The organism is Sporolactobacillus sp. KGMB 08714 (genome assembly GCF_036598985.1).
Taxonomy (GTDB): Bacteria; Bacillota; Bacilli; order Bacillales; family Sporolactobacillaceae; genus Sporolactobacillus.
In genome coordinates this window covers 63,577-80,662 of sequence record NZ_JAUUBW010000011.1, presented here as the reverse complement: position 1 = coordinate 80,662, position 17,086 = coordinate 63,577, and the positions used below count along the sequence as shown (strand labels likewise).

At 47.0% G+C, this 17,086-nt stretch carries 13 protein-coding genes and 1 riboswitch; of the genes, 5 read left to right on the top strand and 8 right to left on the bottom strand.

The window, feature by feature from the left end; all coding sequences use genetic code 11:
- Positions 1-11: 11 nt before the first annotated feature.
- The 3 genes from Q6A92_RS06045 to Q6A92_RS06035 form a co-directional block, all read right to left on the bottom strand.
- Complete coding sequence (locus Q6A92_RS06045) at positions 12-557, bottom strand: LemA family protein (protein WP_274401211.1); 546 nt, start codon at positions 555-557, stop codon at positions 12-14.
- 245 nt (positions 558-802) lie between these two features.
- Positions 803-2,095 (bottom strand): ABC transporter ATP-binding protein, encoded by a 1,293-nt coding sequence (locus Q6A92_RS06040; RefSeq protein WP_274401212.1) that lies wholly within the window; start codon positions 2,093-2,095, stop codon positions 803-805.
- Between the two features lie 14 nt (positions 2,096-2,109).
- Entirely contained in the window at positions 2,110-3,834 is a 1,725-nt protein-coding gene (locus tag Q6A92_RS06035) for an ABC transporter permease (RefSeq protein WP_274401213.1), read from the bottom strand.
- Positions 3,835-4,222: 388 nt separating this feature from the next.
- A riboswitch (M-box (ykoK) riboswitch) is annotated at positions 4,223-4,389 on the bottom strand.
- 362 nt (positions 4,390-4,751) lie between these two features.
- On the opposite strand from Q6A92_RS06035, the gene Q6A92_RS06030 reads away from it, so the two are divergent.
- Positions 4,752-6,116: an SGNH/GDSL hydrolase family protein gene (locus Q6A92_RS06030; RefSeq protein WP_332237406.1), complete on the top strand. Its 1,365-nt coding sequence runs from the start codon at positions 4,752-4,754 to the stop codon at positions 6,114-6,116.
- A gap of 92 nt (positions 6,117-6,208) precedes the next feature.
- Here the strand turns inward: Q6A92_RS06030 and Q6A92_RS06025 are convergent, their stop codons facing one another.
- Positions 6,209-8,107: a heavy metal translocating P-type ATPase gene (locus tag Q6A92_RS06025; protein ID WP_443029694.1), complete on the bottom strand. Its 1,899-nt coding sequence runs from the start codon at positions 8,105-8,107 to the stop codon at positions 6,209-6,211.
- 628 nt (positions 8,108-8,735) lie between these two features.
- Positions 8,736-9,725 carry an asparaginase gene (locus tag Q6A92_RS06020; protein ID WP_332237404.1) on the bottom strand — a complete coding sequence of 330 codons (990 nt, stop codon included), beginning with the start codon at positions 9,723-9,725 and terminating at the stop codon, positions 8,736-8,738.
- Positions 9,726-9,847: 122 nt separating this feature from the next.
- Here Q6A92_RS06020 and Q6A92_RS06015 point away from each other — a divergent pair, with 122 nt between their 5' ends.
- The 3 genes from Q6A92_RS06015 to Q6A92_RS06005 all read left to right on the top strand — a co-directional run bounded on the left by Q6A92_RS06015 (position 9,848) and on the right by Q6A92_RS06005 (position 13,065).
- Positions 9,848-10,171, top strand: coding sequence for a helix-turn-helix domain-containing protein (locus tag Q6A92_RS06015; protein ID WP_332237403.1), 324 nt, complete (start codon positions 9,848-9,850; stop codon positions 10,169-10,171).
- A 1,565-nt stretch (positions 10,172-11,736) separates the two neighbouring features.
- Positions 11,737-12,225 carry a methylated-DNA--[protein]-cysteine S-methyltransferase gene (locus tag Q6A92_RS06010; RefSeq protein ID WP_274401220.1) on the top strand — a complete coding sequence of 163 codons (489 nt, stop codon included), beginning with the start codon at positions 11,737-11,739 and terminating at the stop codon, positions 12,223-12,225.
- 207 nt (positions 12,226-12,432) lie between these two features.
- Positions 12,433-13,065 (top strand): NADPH-dependent F420 reductase, encoded by a 633-nt coding sequence (locus tag Q6A92_RS06005; protein WP_332237402.1) that lies wholly within the window; start codon positions 12,433-12,435, stop codon positions 13,063-13,065.
- A 154-nt stretch (positions 13,066-13,219) separates the two neighbouring features.
- Here Q6A92_RS06005 and Q6A92_RS06000 read toward each other — a convergent pair whose 3' ends face one another.
- The 3 genes from Q6A92_RS06000 to Q6A92_RS05990 all read right to left on the bottom strand — a co-directional run bounded on the left by Q6A92_RS06000 (position 13,220) and on the right by Q6A92_RS05990 (position 15,577).
- On the bottom strand, positions 13,220-13,915 hold the full coding sequence (locus Q6A92_RS06000) for an ATP-binding cassette domain-containing protein (RefSeq protein ID WP_332237401.1): 696 nt from the start codon (positions 13,913-13,915) through the stop codon (positions 13,220-13,222).
- Between the two features lie 10 nt (positions 13,916-13,925).
- A complete protein-coding gene (locus tag Q6A92_RS05995) occupies positions 13,926-14,696 on the bottom strand; it encodes a hypothetical protein (protein ID WP_332237400.1) in 771 nt (256 codons plus the stop codon).
- Between the two features lie 440 nt (positions 14,697-15,136).
- Positions 15,137-15,577 (bottom strand): Lrp/AsnC family transcriptional regulator, encoded by a 441-nt coding sequence (locus Q6A92_RS05990; RefSeq protein WP_274401228.1) that lies wholly within the window; start codon positions 15,575-15,577, stop codon positions 15,137-15,139.
- 152 nt (positions 15,578-15,729) lie between these two features.
- Here Q6A92_RS05990 and Q6A92_RS05985 point away from each other — a divergent pair, with 152 nt between their 5' ends.
- The gene (locus Q6A92_RS05985; protein ID WP_332237399.1) at positions 15,730-17,004 is read left to right on the top strand and encodes an APC family permease; all 1,275 of its coding nucleotides are present in this window, start codon (positions 15,730-15,732) and stop codon (positions 17,002-17,004) included.
- The last annotated feature ends 82 nt before the right edge of the window (positions 17,005-17,086 follow it).

The following is a 17,086-nucleotide window of genomic DNA, read 5'->3' as shown; positions in this document are numbered from 1 at the left end:
GCCGGCCTCCTTTAAAAAGTGACCTTCGGAACATCACGGTCAGCCTCCGGAATGGTTAACAGCTCTTCTTTCTTAAATCCGAACAGGCCGGCCAGAATATTGGTGGGAAAAGATTCCCGTTTAATGTTGTAGTCCTTAACCGTTTTATTGTAAAGCTGGCGTGAATAGGCAACCTTATTTTCGGTCGTCGCCAATTCTTCCTGAAGCTGCAGAAAATTCTGGTTGGCTTTCAGGTCGGGATAGGACTCTGCCAAGGCGAAAATCGATTTCAGAGCCTCTTCAATCTGATTGTCTGCCGCAATCCGCTGCTGCGGCGTCCCGCTGACCAGCCGATTCCGCGCTTCGACCACCCGGGAAAGCGTCTCCCTTTCATGTTTGGCATAGCCCTTGACTGTTTCGACCAGATTGGGAATCAGATCATGGCGCCGTTTCAGCTGAACATCGATCTGGCTGAAAGACTCCTGGACCCAGTTGCGATACTTGATCAGGCCGTTATACGACACAATGAAATAAATCACAATGACGGCGATGACGGCGATAATGATAATGGTAGCCATAAGATGCGAAACATCCCTTCTGTTTTAGGTGGCCAAAAAATCCTTACAGCTAAAGTATAGCATCATTTTTCATGAAATAAGACGGCTTTTTTGGATCGAATGTTCTGCTTATCTTTTGTTAAAATACCTGTAAAAATACGAAGCCGTTCATGTCCGGATCTCCGCCGTCTTGCCCCGGGCACCGCCATTACACAGCATGGCAAAGCCCCCGCTTCCGCATCCGATTTCCGAGAAATGCACAGATCTTATACGGGAGCGGACTCTTTCTCCAGATACAGTACTTTGGCTTCCTCATCGTAGGCAAACAGCTCCGCATAGCGTCCCCAATCAATTAAAATATCCAGCTGATGATCGGCTTCGATCGTTCCGAAATGCTTCTCAAAAATTTCAACAAAGAATTCACGTTCCATTTTATTATTGGATTTGGAGCGCAGAATGCGGACAATATTTTCTATAATCGGCACATATTTCCGTACCTGTGCCTTAAATATCTCTTTTCTTTCAAGGACGCTGGCATCGGCAAATTGATGGCCGATGTCCGTTAGGTCGATATCCCCCTGACGAATGGTCGCAAATCCGAAAATCTGGGCTGTTTCAACAATAGGCAGAAAATCTTCCAGGTAGAGATTAAACTGGTCGGCCAGCTTGTAAAGATCGACTTTGTTTCCGAGATCGTCAATCAATTCAATAAAACCGGTCAGCGCACCCGCGGGGACTTCCGGAAATTTTTCTATTTTCTTTCTGTTTTCTCCGGGAACGCTCACCGGTTTCACTTCGCGTTTCGTCATAATCGAATAGATCTGGTCGACGAATTCTGTAAACCGGTATTCCGTTTTGTCGCGCCAGTGCGGCAGAGGAATAGAAATATCGGAAATGACGCGGGCAGGATCACGCGAGAGAATGATCGCCCGATCGGACATATAAACGGCTTCCTCGATGCTGTGAGTCACCATGATGATGCTTTTAGTCGGGATTTTCTTCTCGATCCACAGTTCAAGCAAGTCGCGCTTTAAGTTTTCCGCAGTCAGGACGTCGAGTGCCGAAAACGGCTCATCCATCAGCAGAATGTCCGGTTCCATGACTAAAGCGCGCCCGATGCCGACACGCTGACGCATGCCGCCGGACAGCTCTTTCGGATAGGCTCCTTCAAACCCGTCAAGCCCGATCATATCAATAGCGGAAAGCGCCCGGCGCATTTTTTCATCCTCCCGGAGCGGACGATTATCAAGTCCGAGTTTCACATTTTCGAGGACCGTCAACCAGGGAAACAGGGCGAATGACTGAAAGACCATACCGACACCCGGATTCGTGCCGACGATCTTTTTGCCGTTATAGAGAACCGAACCCTCCGATGGAGAAACCAATCCGGCGATGATCCGCAGCAAGGTCGATTTCCCGGAGCCCGACGGACCGAGAATCGAAATCAGTTCGCCTTCTTTAATGCTGATGCTGATATCTTCCAGAATCCTGACGTTGCCCTGATTCGGCAGATCGTACCGTTTGCTGACGTGCTGTAATTCAATCAGTTCTTTTTCCATGCCCAATCACGCCCCTAATCCAGATGATATTTTTTCTCCGCCAGTGCAAACAGCCTGCGCCATAATAAACGATTGATGATCACGACAAGCAGGCACATAACAAGGATGCCCCAGATGATTTCCGGCCAGTTGCCCAGTTTTGTTGCCTGGGCGATATAGGAACCCAGCCCGGATGCCTGCAGATTATTTGTTTTCCACGATACAATTTCGGAGACGATGCTGGCATTCCAGGCACCTCCGCTTGCCGTAATACAGCCGGTTAAGAGAAAGGGGAAGACCGCAGGGAGGATCAGCGTTTTCCACGTCTGCCAGCGTGTCAGCTTCAAAATGACGGCTGCTTCCCTGAGATCGGACGGAATGGCCGCGGCACCGGCGATCACATTGAATAGAACATACCACTGTGTGCCCAGCATCATAAGCGGAACAGCGCCGATTTCCATCGAAATTCCAAGCTTCAGGTAGAGTATGATGACAATCGGGAACACCATGTTAGCCGGAAAAGAGGCCAGCACCTGAACCATCGGCTGTACAAAGCGGGCGATCCGCGGATTCGTTCCAATATAAACGCCGACGGGCAGTGTCCAGATAACTGCCAGAAGCGTTGAAACAAACACGCGCAGGGCCGTCAGCAATCCGAGGATGACGGCATGGATCAGTTCCCCCCAGCTGAGCCTGGCGATTTCCAGAACACCCGCGTACATGTAACGCAGAGCAAACACCGCCACCAGAATCAGAATCAGCCACTTCAGAAGGCTTCTGATCCGCCGCATTGATTCGGGAAGACTGATTCCGGATCCTTTTGAAGAAACGTAAACGAGCAGATCGTGAAAAAATCTCCGGATATTCTGATTGATCCAATGGACAAATCGCGCCCTTTTGAGAATGTCGTAAACCCAGGAAGACGGAACTTCCTTTGCTTCCGTCTGCTCATTTTTAAATTTCTGGCTCCAGGCAATGATCGGGCGCCAGAATAACTGATCCACGGCAATGACGACCACAATCATCGTGATAATCGCGTAAACAATGTCTTTGATATTTCCCTCCGCGGTCGCCTGGGCCATGTAGGAGCCGATTCCCGGCAGATGGATGTTCTGATTCAAAACGCTGATCGACTCGCTGGCCGCCAGGAAGAACCAGCCGCCGCCGAAAGACATCATGCTGTTCCAGACCAGCCCGATCATGGAAAACGGCACTTCCAGCTTGCCGAACCGCTGCCAGCTGTTCAGCCGGTTCATTTTGGCCGCCTCATTCAGGTCGCGGGGGATCGTCGTCAGCGAGTGGTAGAAGCTGAACGTCATATTCCACACCTGGCCCGTGAAGATGGCGAAAATCGACGCGCACTCCACACCGAGCAGGCTGCCGGGGAAAAGGGCCATGAAAGCCAGTACGGTTGCCGACAGAAAGCCGAGGACGGGCACGGACTGCAGAATATCGATCGCCGGTATCATAATTTTTTCCGCTGTCCGGTTATATGCCGCAACGCGTCCGTAAATAAAAGTAAAGATCAGGGACGCCGCAAAAGCGATGAACATGCGAAGCAGCGATCGGCCGGCATAATAAGGAAGCCACACAGGATCAAGATTTAAGGCCGTCTGCTGCTTCGGAGAAAAAGGGGCATGCATACCCGACCCCAGTTTTGTTAATAAATAAAGAAGAGATAATAACAGAAAAATGACCAGCAGATCGGCCCAGCCGAATCGAATTTTTTTATCGGCACTATCAAAAAGGTTCCATCGCATCGGTGTCCTCCCTTTCCTGTAAATTAAAAACAAAAACTCTCCGCTGTCAGACAGGGAGAGTTCCAATTTCCTTCTTTGTTCATCATTTGCCGCATAAAAGACTGCTTCTAATAGGTGAAATCGGTGACGCGACAGTCCGTGGGAATAACCGGAAACGGACAGTCTTTGTCTCCTTGAAGGAATACAACGTTTCCTGCCGGAGCGGCAGCGTGCTTATTTTTCAGCACCGCACTCATTATTCTTTCCTCAAAAGTGAAGAGAGATATACCGTTTAAAAAAACGCATAATCGACTACTGCCACCGTCCATTCCAGTTTCCCCCCTTATCAAATAAATATAAAAAGCCCCACAGGACGGATCCCCGGGGGCATGAAGTCAAGGCACAATTAACCGGTTCCCCCTGGTCCAGTTTTAGCACTATACAACGTAAAGGTTATCCTTAGCCACCTTAAGAAAAGCCTTAGTCCGGCAATTCCTGTTCTACCCATTGGCATCTTTCGATCTTTCCGGGCAGTGGCCTTTGTTCGTATAGGAGCCTCACCTAACGAGGGCTATTCATCTAACCACAAAAATACTCCTGAACCTATGGATTGTCAACACTTATATTTCATGGTGCTGTCACTAAGAACCGCGCCGACCCGGAAACGGACGCCGCTGCATTTAACCCGTCAGGTCAAACAAGGGCGATTCACTCACATAAAAATTTCTCCCCTTGATTTCACAAAGCAAGCTTTCGCCCCATCCCCGACGGAGGTTTTAAAATACCCAAAGGAGGAAGCGCGGTTCGCAGAAAGCTCAGGTTGTGCATGATCGCAAAATTTTTACATATTTCTACAATTAATTCCGCTTACATTGTATGATGACGGAAAAACAGAGAACTCAGCAGATTAAATGAGAATCAGACAGGGGAAAAACATCATGCTTTTCAAAAAAACGCTTTTTGTCATTCTAACCGCGATACTTGTGCTTGCAGTGGCCCATATATTTATAAAGAGCAGGGCCGGAGCAGACGATCTGCAGATCTTTGCCGACAGGAAAACCGTTAACGTGTACAGCAATCCGCAAACGCAGAACGGAGGCAGAGTTCTCGAAAAAATAGACGGCGGACAGACGCTTGAAGCGGCTCCGATGAATGCCGACTGGGACAGAACGGTGAAAAAAATCGACGGCCGGTACGGCTATGTCGGCAGTCACGACGTTCTGAAGGATAAGACCGGTGCTCCTCAAAAAGTTTACAGCATCGGTAAAACAACAAACATTTATACAACGCCGTACCCCTCTGGGGAAAAAGATTCTATATACAAAACAATCAAAGGGATCAAATCATTCATTGTCCATAAAATGGATAAAAACTGGTACAAAACATTTATCCGCATCGACGGGAAGGAATATACAGGCTATGTATCCAGAGACGATTTTGATTTCGCCGTTCCCCCGAAAAGCCATCAGTACCGGGCGCTGAAGCCGGACTCCGATGTGTATGCCGATATTTCCGGCAGTGACCGAACGACGATCAAGGCATTAACGCAAAACGATATCATCTACGGGCAAAGCTTCAGCGTCAGCTGGGATAAAGTAACTGTCGACGGACAAACAGGGTTTATCAATGATCATGATTTTGCGCAAGACGATTCATTTAAAGGAGATTCTCTTGCAGCTTTTGGCGACAGCATGACCCGGGGAGCCGAAGCCGACACGGATCGAGGAACGACAAAATATTCATGGACAACGTATCTCCCGGAGGAGATCGGCGTATCCAGAGTTTACAACTACGGCGTCAGCGGTTCCGCCGTAGCCGTAAGAAGCACCCGTAAAGATTCTTTTCAGGAGCGGGAGAGCTGGATCAACAAAGACGGCAAGCATCCCGATGTCATTCTTGTTCTGGTCAGTATCAACGACTTCCGCCATGACGTTCCGCTCGGCAGTTTTAAGGTGAGAAGCCGGACGACGTTTTACGGAGGACTAAGGAATTTCACCGAATATCTTCTGAGCAATGACCCCAAATCCAAGATTATTTATATGACGCCGCTGATTGAAAATCGGCCGCCGGTCACAACCTACCAGCCTAATATTTTCGGCCTCAATCAGACCGACTACGCCGAGGCCATCAAAAAAGTCGCGTCTTATTACGGCATTGAATGCATTGATATGCAGACCTGGACAGGCCTTGATCCGTTTAATCCCGCGATTAAACAAACGTTTTACATCGACGGCCTGCACATGAACAAAGCGGGATACAGAATCATGTCGGCTGAGATATCCAGACGGCTGCTTAGCGGCTGACGCACTTAAAATGCAGACAAAAAGTAAAAGAAGCATCGGCAGCGGGACTCCGGGCAGTTCCGTTACCGGTGCTTTCATCTATTATTTTGAATCTAGCCCCTGAGCATGCGAAGTCCGTTCAGAATAACGAGGATCGTGCTTCCCTCATGACCGACAACGCCCAGAGGCATGGAAATAAACTGCAGAAGATTGGCGCACATCAGCAATCCGATCATCGAAAGAGCAAAGACAATGTTGGTCTTAATGATCCGGTTCATCCTTTTCGACAGCCGGACCGAGTCGGCAATCCTCTGCAAATCGTTTTTCATCAGGATGATGTCGGCGGTTTCCAGCGCCGCATCGTTTCCGCCGCCCATGGCAATGCCAACCGACGCCTGGGCAAGAGCCGGCGTATCATTGATGCCGTCGCCGACCATGCCGACAGGGCCGTATTTTTCGCTCAGTTTTTTGATCTCACTGACCTTGTTTTCCGGCAGACAGTTGGCGATAAAGGAACTGACACCGGTTTCCTTTTGAATCGCTTCGGCCGTTTTTTCGTTATCCCCCGTCAGCATAATCGTTTGAATGCCAAAACGGTGAAGGATTTTAACGGCCTCGACGGACGATTCCCTGACCTGATCTTTCAGAGCGAAGGCACCGATGACTCGGCCTTCCGATTCCACGTAGACCAGGGTACGGCCCTCAGGCAGTTCGCTCTTATGTGTACCGATAAAGGCCTGCACGGCCGCGGGATCGAGCATATCCGCTTTCCCGATCGCATAAGTGCGGCCTGCGACCTCTCCCGTCACCCCGAACCCCGGTTTCACTTTGACATGCTCGGCTTCCGGCAATGTCCGGGCCGCTGTCTGAGTATAAGCGACAAGCGCCTTCCCAAGCGGATGCGAAGCGTTATTTTCTATAGCGGCGACGGCGGCCGTAAATGCGGCATCGTCAGACCCGCTGACATTCAGCATATGCGTGACTTCCGGCCGGCCTTTTGTCAGCGTTCCGGTTTTATCAAAAGCAAGGGCTTTGACGGCAGCCAGCTGTTCCAGATGCACGCCGCCTTTAATCAGGATCCCTTTGCGCGCTCCGTTGGCCACTGCGGACAGAACGGCCGGCATCGTCGAAGCGACAAGCGCGCAGGGCGAGGCGACAACGAGCATGACCATCGCGCGGTAGATCGTGTCGCTCCACGACCAGCCGAAAACAAAATGCGGCAGGAAAAGCATCAATAAGGTTATGCCGATGACAACCTTAACGTAAGTCGTTTCAAACCGTTCAATGAAGAGCTGGGACGGAGCCTTCTCACTCTGCGCCCTCTGGACCAGATCAACGATTTTGCTGAAAAGAGAGTCCTCGTTTCTTTTTGCGACACGGACAAGCAGATTGCCGTCCATGTTGACCGTTCCGGCCAGGACAGCATCCTTTACTTTTTTCAGCACCGGTATCGATTCACCTGTCATAGACGACTCGTCAACCGTCGTTTCCCCTTTAATAATCGTTCCGTCGGCCGGGATCCTCTCACCCGGTCTGATACGGATCGTATCTCCGGGATTCAGCCGACCGACCGACACCGGCCGCTCCTGATTATCAATAACAAGCCTTGCCGTTTCCGGCTGCAGATCCATCAGCGACGAAATGGCGGAAGAACTTTTGGCCATTGAGTACGTTTCAAGAGCGCCGCTGAGCGCGAAAATAAAAATCAGGACGGCGCCTTCCAGCCAATGGTCAATGCCGGCCGCGCCGACCGCCGCAATGCCCATAAGCAGTTCGACATTCAGCTGTCTGTTTTTCATCGTGTCCAAAATGCCCGCCTTGATTTGATAATAACCGCCGATGACGTAGGCAAGCAGATAAATATACCAATAACTGAGGCCGGTCAGCTGACCGAGAACGTAACCGAGTAATGTTAAAAAACCGCCCGTCAGTGCCGCGATCAGTTCACCGTGTTTTAGCAAAAGCTGCCGCACCCTCCCGGGGAACGGAGAGCGGCCGCTTTCGATTTTCAAATCCGTTTCCTCAAGCACATGCATCATCCCCTCTACTCAATTGATAAATATTATCATTTAATAATTGATCTTGCACTATATACCGCTTTATCAGCAAAAAAAGAAGCGGCGGTTATTATTTTTATAATCATTATTAATTTGTATTATCATACTACCATGTATTGCGGCTGTTTCAAATACATTTTTATCATTTATTTTTTATAATTGATAATGATAATTACATTCACCGAGGCTTTTAACAAAGGATATTTTTATAAAAGGTTGCATCTTCAACTACACTTTTTTTAAAAAGTTTATATTAATCATTAAATGATATTCATTATTAATCAAAATGCTCATTGCAATGGAATAAAAAATACCGGCAGCAGCATTTTATGCCGGAGTCGGCCATTTGCGATTTTCCGGCAGAGGATCCTCCGGAGAACGAGACTGTGAATTGAAGAGATTGGTGAATGACGGAGAGTGAAGCAGGTTTGACCTGACGAATTTCAGTTGAGAGATTTCTAATGAGAGGAACCGGCCGATAACAGAGAAAAGCGGGGCGGAAGCAATGCTGAAACCTTTATTGATCGGAGGATACGGGATTTCAAGCGCACAGCCGAAGGCAATGGCGGGCTGGGTTCTATCATTAAATATAATCTAAATCGTGAGCAAGCGGTGTCTGAATCATTTTTTTAACGGCCTTTACATCCGATGTCTGGGAAAGAATCCACATCAGTTTTGTGACAATAGCCTCCGTATTCATATCGCCGGCCGTGATGACTCCCGCATCGGCGACCCGTTTGCCTACTTCGTACAGCTGAATATCCTGCCCTTCTTGAAGGCACTGAGTCGTAATAATCACGGGAATGCCCTTCCGGACCAGTTCTCTGACACCGGAAATCAAGCTTCTCTTTTCAAAAGGCAGTCCGCCGTTGCCGAAGCTCTCGATGATCAGCCCTCTGGTATGCTCTTTTATAAAATCAAAAAACACGGGCGAAAGCCCCGGAAATACTTTCAGCAAGAATACATCGGGACAAATGCCGATATGAGATTTTAAAACGGCTTTCTCGGTCTCGGGACGAAAATTGATTCGGATCATTCGGTCATCAATAAAAGCGACATAAGGATAATTGATGCTTTCAAATGCATCGTAGCTCTTCGTTCGTATCTTCACAGCCCGCGTGCCCTGAATAGCCTTTCCGTCGAAAACAACGAAAACGCCGGGGAGGCCGGCCTTTTGCGCAAATGTCAGCGCATCCTGTATGTTTTTTTTCGCGTCCGTCCTCTTGAAACTTACCGGTACCTGCGATCCCGTCACAACCACCGTCTTTTTAATGCCGAGAAGCAGATAGGAAAGAGCCGAAGCCGTAAAAGCCATGGTATCTGTACCGTGCGTGATTATGAAACTATCATATTGACTTTGGTGCTCATGAATGACTCGGGCCATCGTCAGCCAGTCTTCAGGCTGCATATTGGTACTGTCCTTATTCATCAGAACTTTGAAATCCACGGATACTTCCCGGCTGTGAGTAAAATAGCGAGCCAGCTGATCGATCGTCAGTCCAGGTGCCAGCCCACCTTCATGGCAGGTTGAAACAATCGTCCCGCCCGTAGCGATCACTAAGATTTTTTTCAACAGTTTATCCCCAATACGTGCATTTATAAACCAAATTATAGCCGTTATTCGATTATTAGCAACACAAAAGTTTACTTTACGTGTACTATAATATAGACTAATTTAAGGAGGGAGACATGTTCTTGCCGGATAAATTGATTGAACTTCGAAAAAGAAAAAATCTAACCATCCAAAACATGGCCGATGCCATCGGAATAGCGAAAAGCACGTATGCCAGCTATGAAACAGGTTATCGCCAGCCCCCGATCGACGTGCTGATCAAAATCGCAGATTTTTTCGCTGTCTCTCTTGATACATTGGTCAACCGGCACCATACAGCGGCCATTCATCTCGACAGGGCAAACAGCGGAGATTACAGAGTATATATTGATAACTCAGAGCTGAAGAATGATGAGATCAAAGAAATCATTGCGTATGTTAAAGTGAAAAGGAAATTGCCGTTGTGATAAGTTATTAAAAAAGGGGATATCCTCAACTCATGTATCCAGTCAGTCCGCGGTGTGAAGGCACCGTCAATTCCGCTGAAAAGCGATCACGTGGCAGTCTATAGCTCTGAAATGTTCATGTGAACAGCGATGTATCCCGCTGAAAAAGGGGATATCCGGCACGGACATGGCGGAAACGTTCGATCTTTTTTCGACCCGCTGCATATCCCTGTAAATCGTGGTGAAAATCACCGGGAAAAATGCCGACTATCTACTGTAAAGTGCAAAATATCAACAGTGAAGCGCGAAAAATCGATAGTAAACAGGCCGGGATTAATAAGTGCAAATAATCGGAACAGCAAGTTGTATCCGATTGGTTTAAACTCTTGAGAAGGCGATACTCTGCCAAAATAGGGCGATTCATCCTTTTTTCGGGACGATAAACTCTTGACGGGGCGATACTCCGCCGGAACAGGGCGAATCAAGCCCATTTCGGGGCGGTCGTTCACTGTTTTAGGGCGATTCATCCTTTTTTCGGGGCGATTGTTCACTGTTTTAGGGCGATTCATCTTTTTTCAGAGTGATAAACTCTTGACGGGGCGATACTCCGCCGGAACAGGGCGAATCAAGCCCATTTTGGGGCGATTGTTCACTGTTTTAGGGCGATTCATCTTTTTTTCAGGGCGATAAACTCTTGACAGGGTGATACTCCGCCGGAACAGGGCGAATTGAGACTTTTTTAGAGCGATCGTTCACTGTTTTAGGGCGATTCATCTTTTTTCAGGGCGATAAACTCTTGATGGGGCGATACTCCGCCGGAACAGGGCGAATCAAGCCCATTTCGGAGCGATCGTTCACTGTTTTAGGGCGATTCATCTCTTTTTCAGGACGATAAACTCTTGACGGGGCGATACTCCGCCATAATAGGGCGAATCAAGCCCATTTCGGGGCGATCGTTCACTGCTTTAGGGCGATTCATCCTTTTTTCAGGGCGATAAACTCTTGATGGGGCGATACTGGCCGTCGGCTCGGCTGTATGGATCAGATTTCAGTTTATTATCGACCGTTAGTAGCTGTTTATCGGTCGTCGCAAGGAGTTTCTCGGTCGTCGACGGTGCTTAATCGGTCTTCAGCAGGTATACCCGATTTATTAACCTATCAATTGTGACAGAAGTTTTTCGACCCTTGCAGAAGTTTATGGATCGCGAAAACGCTCTCCGTTTTTAGAGATTGGCGATCTCAGGAAGAGTCAATCAATTGACGGCAGGCACAGCCGGACAATGAGCTAAGGGGATACTCATATTAAAAAATAAAATTAGTCGTGACCTGTTTCTAACTCGACCGCCGGATCAGGAAAAACGGACGTTCAACGGCAGATCCGATTAACCTTGTCTTGAATGAAATGAAGAAAAAGTTGAGCGGTCCTATCTATAATGGATGGTTTCCGGCTGCAGCCAGGCCTTGGAACATCGGACAGACTTACGCCGAAACGGTTTCGGGCCTGCTTCCGGCTTGAAACCGCCGTCGCGCAGCGCCATGCTGCAGTGCTTATGAGCTGTTAACTTTTTACTTATGGAGGTCTCTTTATGAATCAACGATATAAGCTCGATTACAAATCTCCGATAGGCGTCATCGAAATCATTGGCACGAAGGATGCGGTCTGCTCCGTTACGTTTTCCGAGCGGACGGAACCGCTGAATTTAAGGACAGAGGATACGCCTGCCGTTTTAACCGATGGCTTCAATCAGCTTGACGAATATTTTAAGGGCACACGGCGTCAATTTTCCGTGCCTTTCCTGTTTGAGGGTACCGATTTTCAAAAAAAAGTCTGGACGGCTTTAACAAAAATACCGTACGCTGAAACACGTTCTTACAAAGATATAGCCGCCTCCATCGGCAACGAAAAAGCCGTCCGGGCCGTCGGCATGACAAACAGTAAAAATAAGATAAGCATTATCGTGCCCTGCCATCGCGTGATCGGTGCAAACGGGAATTTAACCGGCTATGCGGGCGGCTTATGGCGTAAAGAATGGCTCCTTGAACATGAACGATCGGGAATTCATTTTTTGGACTGAATAGTTTCCCCGGTTCATGTATAAGCTGCTCAGGAATGCAGGATCGGCGATCATCTCCTCAAGCGCGGCATGTGCAGACGGGGCTGAAAAACATCCGATACTTTTCGACCGGCCGCAGATTTATATGAACCTAAGTCATGTTGTTAGACGCGGATGGCGGTGAATGCTACACTGAAGCTGTTTAAAGAAGGGGGAGAGCGATTTATCATGAAAATCGGATTTATCGGCAGCGGCCATATCGGACAGGCCGTTGCAGCAAGCGCTATTCAAGCCGGATACTCCGTTGTGATGTCGAACTCACGCGGACCGGAAACACTGGCTGAACTGGTGCGGAAGCTCGGTCCGAATGCAAAAGCGGCGGCATCGGAACAGGCGGCACGCGAAGGCGATATTGTGGTCGTCACAGTTCCGCTGCGCGCACTGCCCCAGCTTCCGATTTCCGGACTGGCCGGAAAGACGGTCATTGATACAATGAATTACTATCCTTCGCGCGACGGCCGGATCGAAGCTCTCGATCATGGATCAACGACAACCAGTGAGCTCACGGCCGAACATTTCCCCGATGCCCATGTGGTCAAGGCATTTAATTCAATCTTTGCGACCGATATCGGACCAACGGCCAAACCGAAAGGCGATCCAAGGCGGCGGACTCTGCCGATCGCCGGGGATGACGCAGAAGCAAAGAAAGCTGTGACGGAATTAATCGAGTCAATCGGCTTCGATGTCTATGACGCCGGACCCCTGCATGAAGGGTTTCGCTTTCAGAATGGCACACCTGCCTACTGCGCACGCGCCAATCGGACAGATCTGATTGATTTATTAAATCAGGCAAAAGAATGATGTGCATCCACCCAGTTCTGTTTAAATCAAACATAAATAGCTGAACAGATCAGTTTTTTTCTGAACTGTTCAGCCTTTTTACATAGTGCTCCTGAGCGTCTATCGTGCTCTGAAACAGGCAGCAAAACAACAACATTTTGTCCCGGCTTCGCATTTACGATTCCCCCAAATATAACTCAAAGGCTTCATTCGGATCTTTACGCGGAGATATTTGCACAAAATCATTATATGAGCTAAAGGGTTGTACTCTTCCTTTATTCAGCAGGAAAATATGACTCGGCATCGATTCATAATCTCTTAATTCATGAGTGGATACGATCACGATTCTTTTGGGAGACTGGGCGATAACGTTCAATCTATCTAATATTTGCCGGCGGGAAGTTGGATCGACACCGCTTGTAGGCTCATCAAATAAAAACAGCTGCTTGTCTAAATGGGTCTCAAATAATGTCAATAACCAGCGCCTTTCTCCGACAGACATAACGCTGATTTTTTTATTTAATAGATTATAATACAGATTCTGAAGGCGATCAGATAATAGGCGGATGTCGATCGGCGTATATCCGTTAGAAATTCCGAAAATAAAACGTTCGAGATCCTTACCCGTTAACGCTCCAAAAAGGGCAGGAGTCTGGGTTTGATAAAGAATTTTTTCTTTTTTGGGAAGCCCGTTTATTTCACCTGACTGAGGCGTGCTTAAACCCGTCAGAATATCAAAGAGTGTTGTTTTGCCCGCTCCATTATAGCCAATCAACAAATTTAACATTCCGGATTCCAGCTTCATATTGAGATTTTTAAATAGAGAAGTTTTTGTATATGAAAAATCAATATTTTTTAACTCGATTTGCATTTAAATCACCTTAGTTCCGCATATAGAACGAATTAACCTGTATTTTAGAAAGCGACAGGATGCCGATCACTATGTATAGCGCTATGATTGTCATTAATACGATTAGCTGATCCAAGGTGAAAATTCCCTGGAACAAATGAACAACAAACATATCTACCTGGGTAACAAAGTCATTGGGGATCAGTCCATATAACAATTCTCCCCAAAAAGTGCCGGTGTCTTTACGAACAGCCGAAATCCATATAAATAGAATTAATGATATATTTGAAATCGTTATCATCGTATTTGCCCGTACTTTCAGAACTCCAATAAAGAGGACGAATAAGGCAATCGGGACACTTGAAATAATATAGATGGACAGAGAGGCAAATACGATAAAGAAAAATGAACGAAAATTATACATAGCGATAACAAATGCAAAAATCGAACTGCATATTAATCCGAATAATAACTCGCTCAAAATCAAACCCACGACGACTAAATGTTTATCGCCGCCGGAAATCATCGTAAATGTTTTAAAAGTGCCGTTTTCCCGATAATTCAATAACTGCAGTGAAATGCCATTCAACATAACGCTGACGACAATATAGCCAAGATAATTGCCTATTTTCAATATCAATTGATTTTTATCGATATCTCTGCCCTCGAATAACGGCAAATTTGAAAAAACGAAAAATAAAGTCGGAGCAATAACAGTGTAAATAAAGGGGATTTTTTCCGACCAAATTATTTTATTAAATACTTTAAAATAATTATAAATAATTTTTGTATTCGTTTTCATTGTTTGTTTTCCCCCCCTTCTTTAAGGAAACAGAATTTGTTTCCCTTTATTCAGGAACTCATTCATATTTAATATTTTGCAAATCTTATATTGTTCTGGAAACTCTTGCCGTATTTCGATAAACAAGCTGCCGACCAGAAACATCTGACAAAAGCGGCAGCTGGAACCGATTTGTTCATAAAAATAAAAGCAGCAGTGCTGACAAGGAATTGAGTCACTCCAGGTTTAGTTATTGACTATCAGTATAATATAAATATTTTGTAAAACATGTCGTTTTTTGTCGATTAACGATTCTTCACATACCCGCTCAATATGATTGCTCTGATAAACGACATTTCTACATTCCATATAGTTTCGATAAAACGCAAACTTCCGATGACATTATCGGCGTTCAACGCCTGATTTAACTGCAGCAAGCAGGCGGATCTATAAAACGTATTTCACTGTTCGGCAGTCTGAGTCCTAATCGGTTTCCGTTCCACCGGCGAAGACAAAACAATTAACGTTGTCGGTTTGCCGTACTCCAGGCAGGCATCGATGTAGTCTTCCAAAGTGTGGACCGATTCGGTCACGACTTTGGTTAAGTAGCTGTACATACCGGCGATTCGATGGCACTCGATGACATCCGGATAACCGGCAGCAAACTGTGCATATTTTTTACAGTCCCTGGGCTCCATTAAAATAAAAGCAGTCACATGCTTGTTTAATTTTTCCGGTGAAACGAGAGCGCAGTATTTTTTGATCACGCCCTGCTCTTCCAATCTTCTTACCCGTTCAGTGACGGACGGAGAAGTCAGCCCCACTTTTTTGCCCAATTCAATCATGGTCAGGCGTGCATTTTCCTGCAATTGAGAAAGGATATCAAGATCGATTTCATCCATAGAAGCCGTCTCCTTAATTATTAAAATAGATTTTATATCTTCCTTAATTATATATGAATATATCAACCATTTGCTTAAATGTGCCATGTCATTTTCTCGTAAAACCCTATAAAATGATTAAAAAATACATAGATGCAAAGAGGGGGATTATCTTGACTGAACATTCATTAAAACGGTCGATCACCTGGGTTCAGGGAACAGCGCTCACCATTGGCGCCGTTCTCGGCTGCGGCATTCTTGTGCTGCCCTCCATTACCGCAAACAACGCAGGACCGGCTTCTCTTTTATCATGGATTCTCATGTCTCTTATATCTTTCCCGATTGTTCTGACCATTGCGCATCTGGCACAGATCATGCCGAGTGCCGGAGGAATCGCCGCCTATGTCGAAAGGGCTTTCGGGCCGATGACGAGTTCCGTGTTAAGCTGGATTATGCTCGGCTCTATCCCTGTAGGTGTGCCGATCGTCGCGTTGACAGGCGCCTTTTATGTAAATGACATTCTGCCGGTAAACATATGGGAAGTAATCGGCATGGCTGCCCTGATTCTGGCTGTTTCTTTATTTTTGCATGTCAGGGGGATTGAACTTTCAGCCAAAGTCGGTCTGGGGGTTATCTGCGGAATCCTGGGTTTATTAATCACGGCTGTCGCTGTCTCTGCCCCTTACATCCGCCGCGATGCCTTTACTCCGTTCGTGCCTGACGGCTGGCTGTCCGTCGGTTCAGCATCCGTCATCATTTTTTTCTCGTTTGTCGGTTGGGAAATGATTGTGCCTCTTGCGGAAGAATTTAAGAACCCTGAAAAAGATATCTTCGTCAGCTTATTATTAGGCGCCTTTTGCATTGCCATTTTATACATATCCGTTTCATTTGTAACCGTAGGCACCCATTCCTACGGAGGCAAAAAAGAGATCGCTTCATTGAGTATTCTTATCTCAAAAGGGCTGGGAACCGCAGGGGCTGCTCTGACAACTGTTCTTGCTTTATTTATCACATTCAGCAGCGTTCACGCAAACATTGCCGGATTTTCAAGGATGGTTTATGCCCAGGCAAGAGGGGGAAATTTTCCGGCTTTCTTTGCGGCTCTGCATCCGCAGCACCGGACTCCGGTCAGAGTCTTAGCCGTTTTAGGCGCGATTTTCGGCATCGTTTTAATTCTGTACGGTTGGGTCCGGCCCGATCTGGGGACGCTTTTAAAAGGACCCAGTGCCGTCTTTATTACTTCCTATATACTGACTATGCTGGCCGCCTTAAAAATCCTAAGACCTCTGACCATCGGCTGGCTGATGGCATTTCTTTCACTGACGTTCAGCGTCATCCTGTTATTTTTCAGCGGCTGGGCGATCCTGTATCCTGCTGCCCTGTCTGCTCTTGGCGTGCTCTATCTTCGAAAGAGAACCCGGCAGTTAAAAGCTGGGGGATCAGTCTGACTTATAAAGAGAGCAGGTTTGAAAATATCCGTGCACTAATTGCCGATGAATCTATACCGCCGTATAAAACCTTGAAAACAAC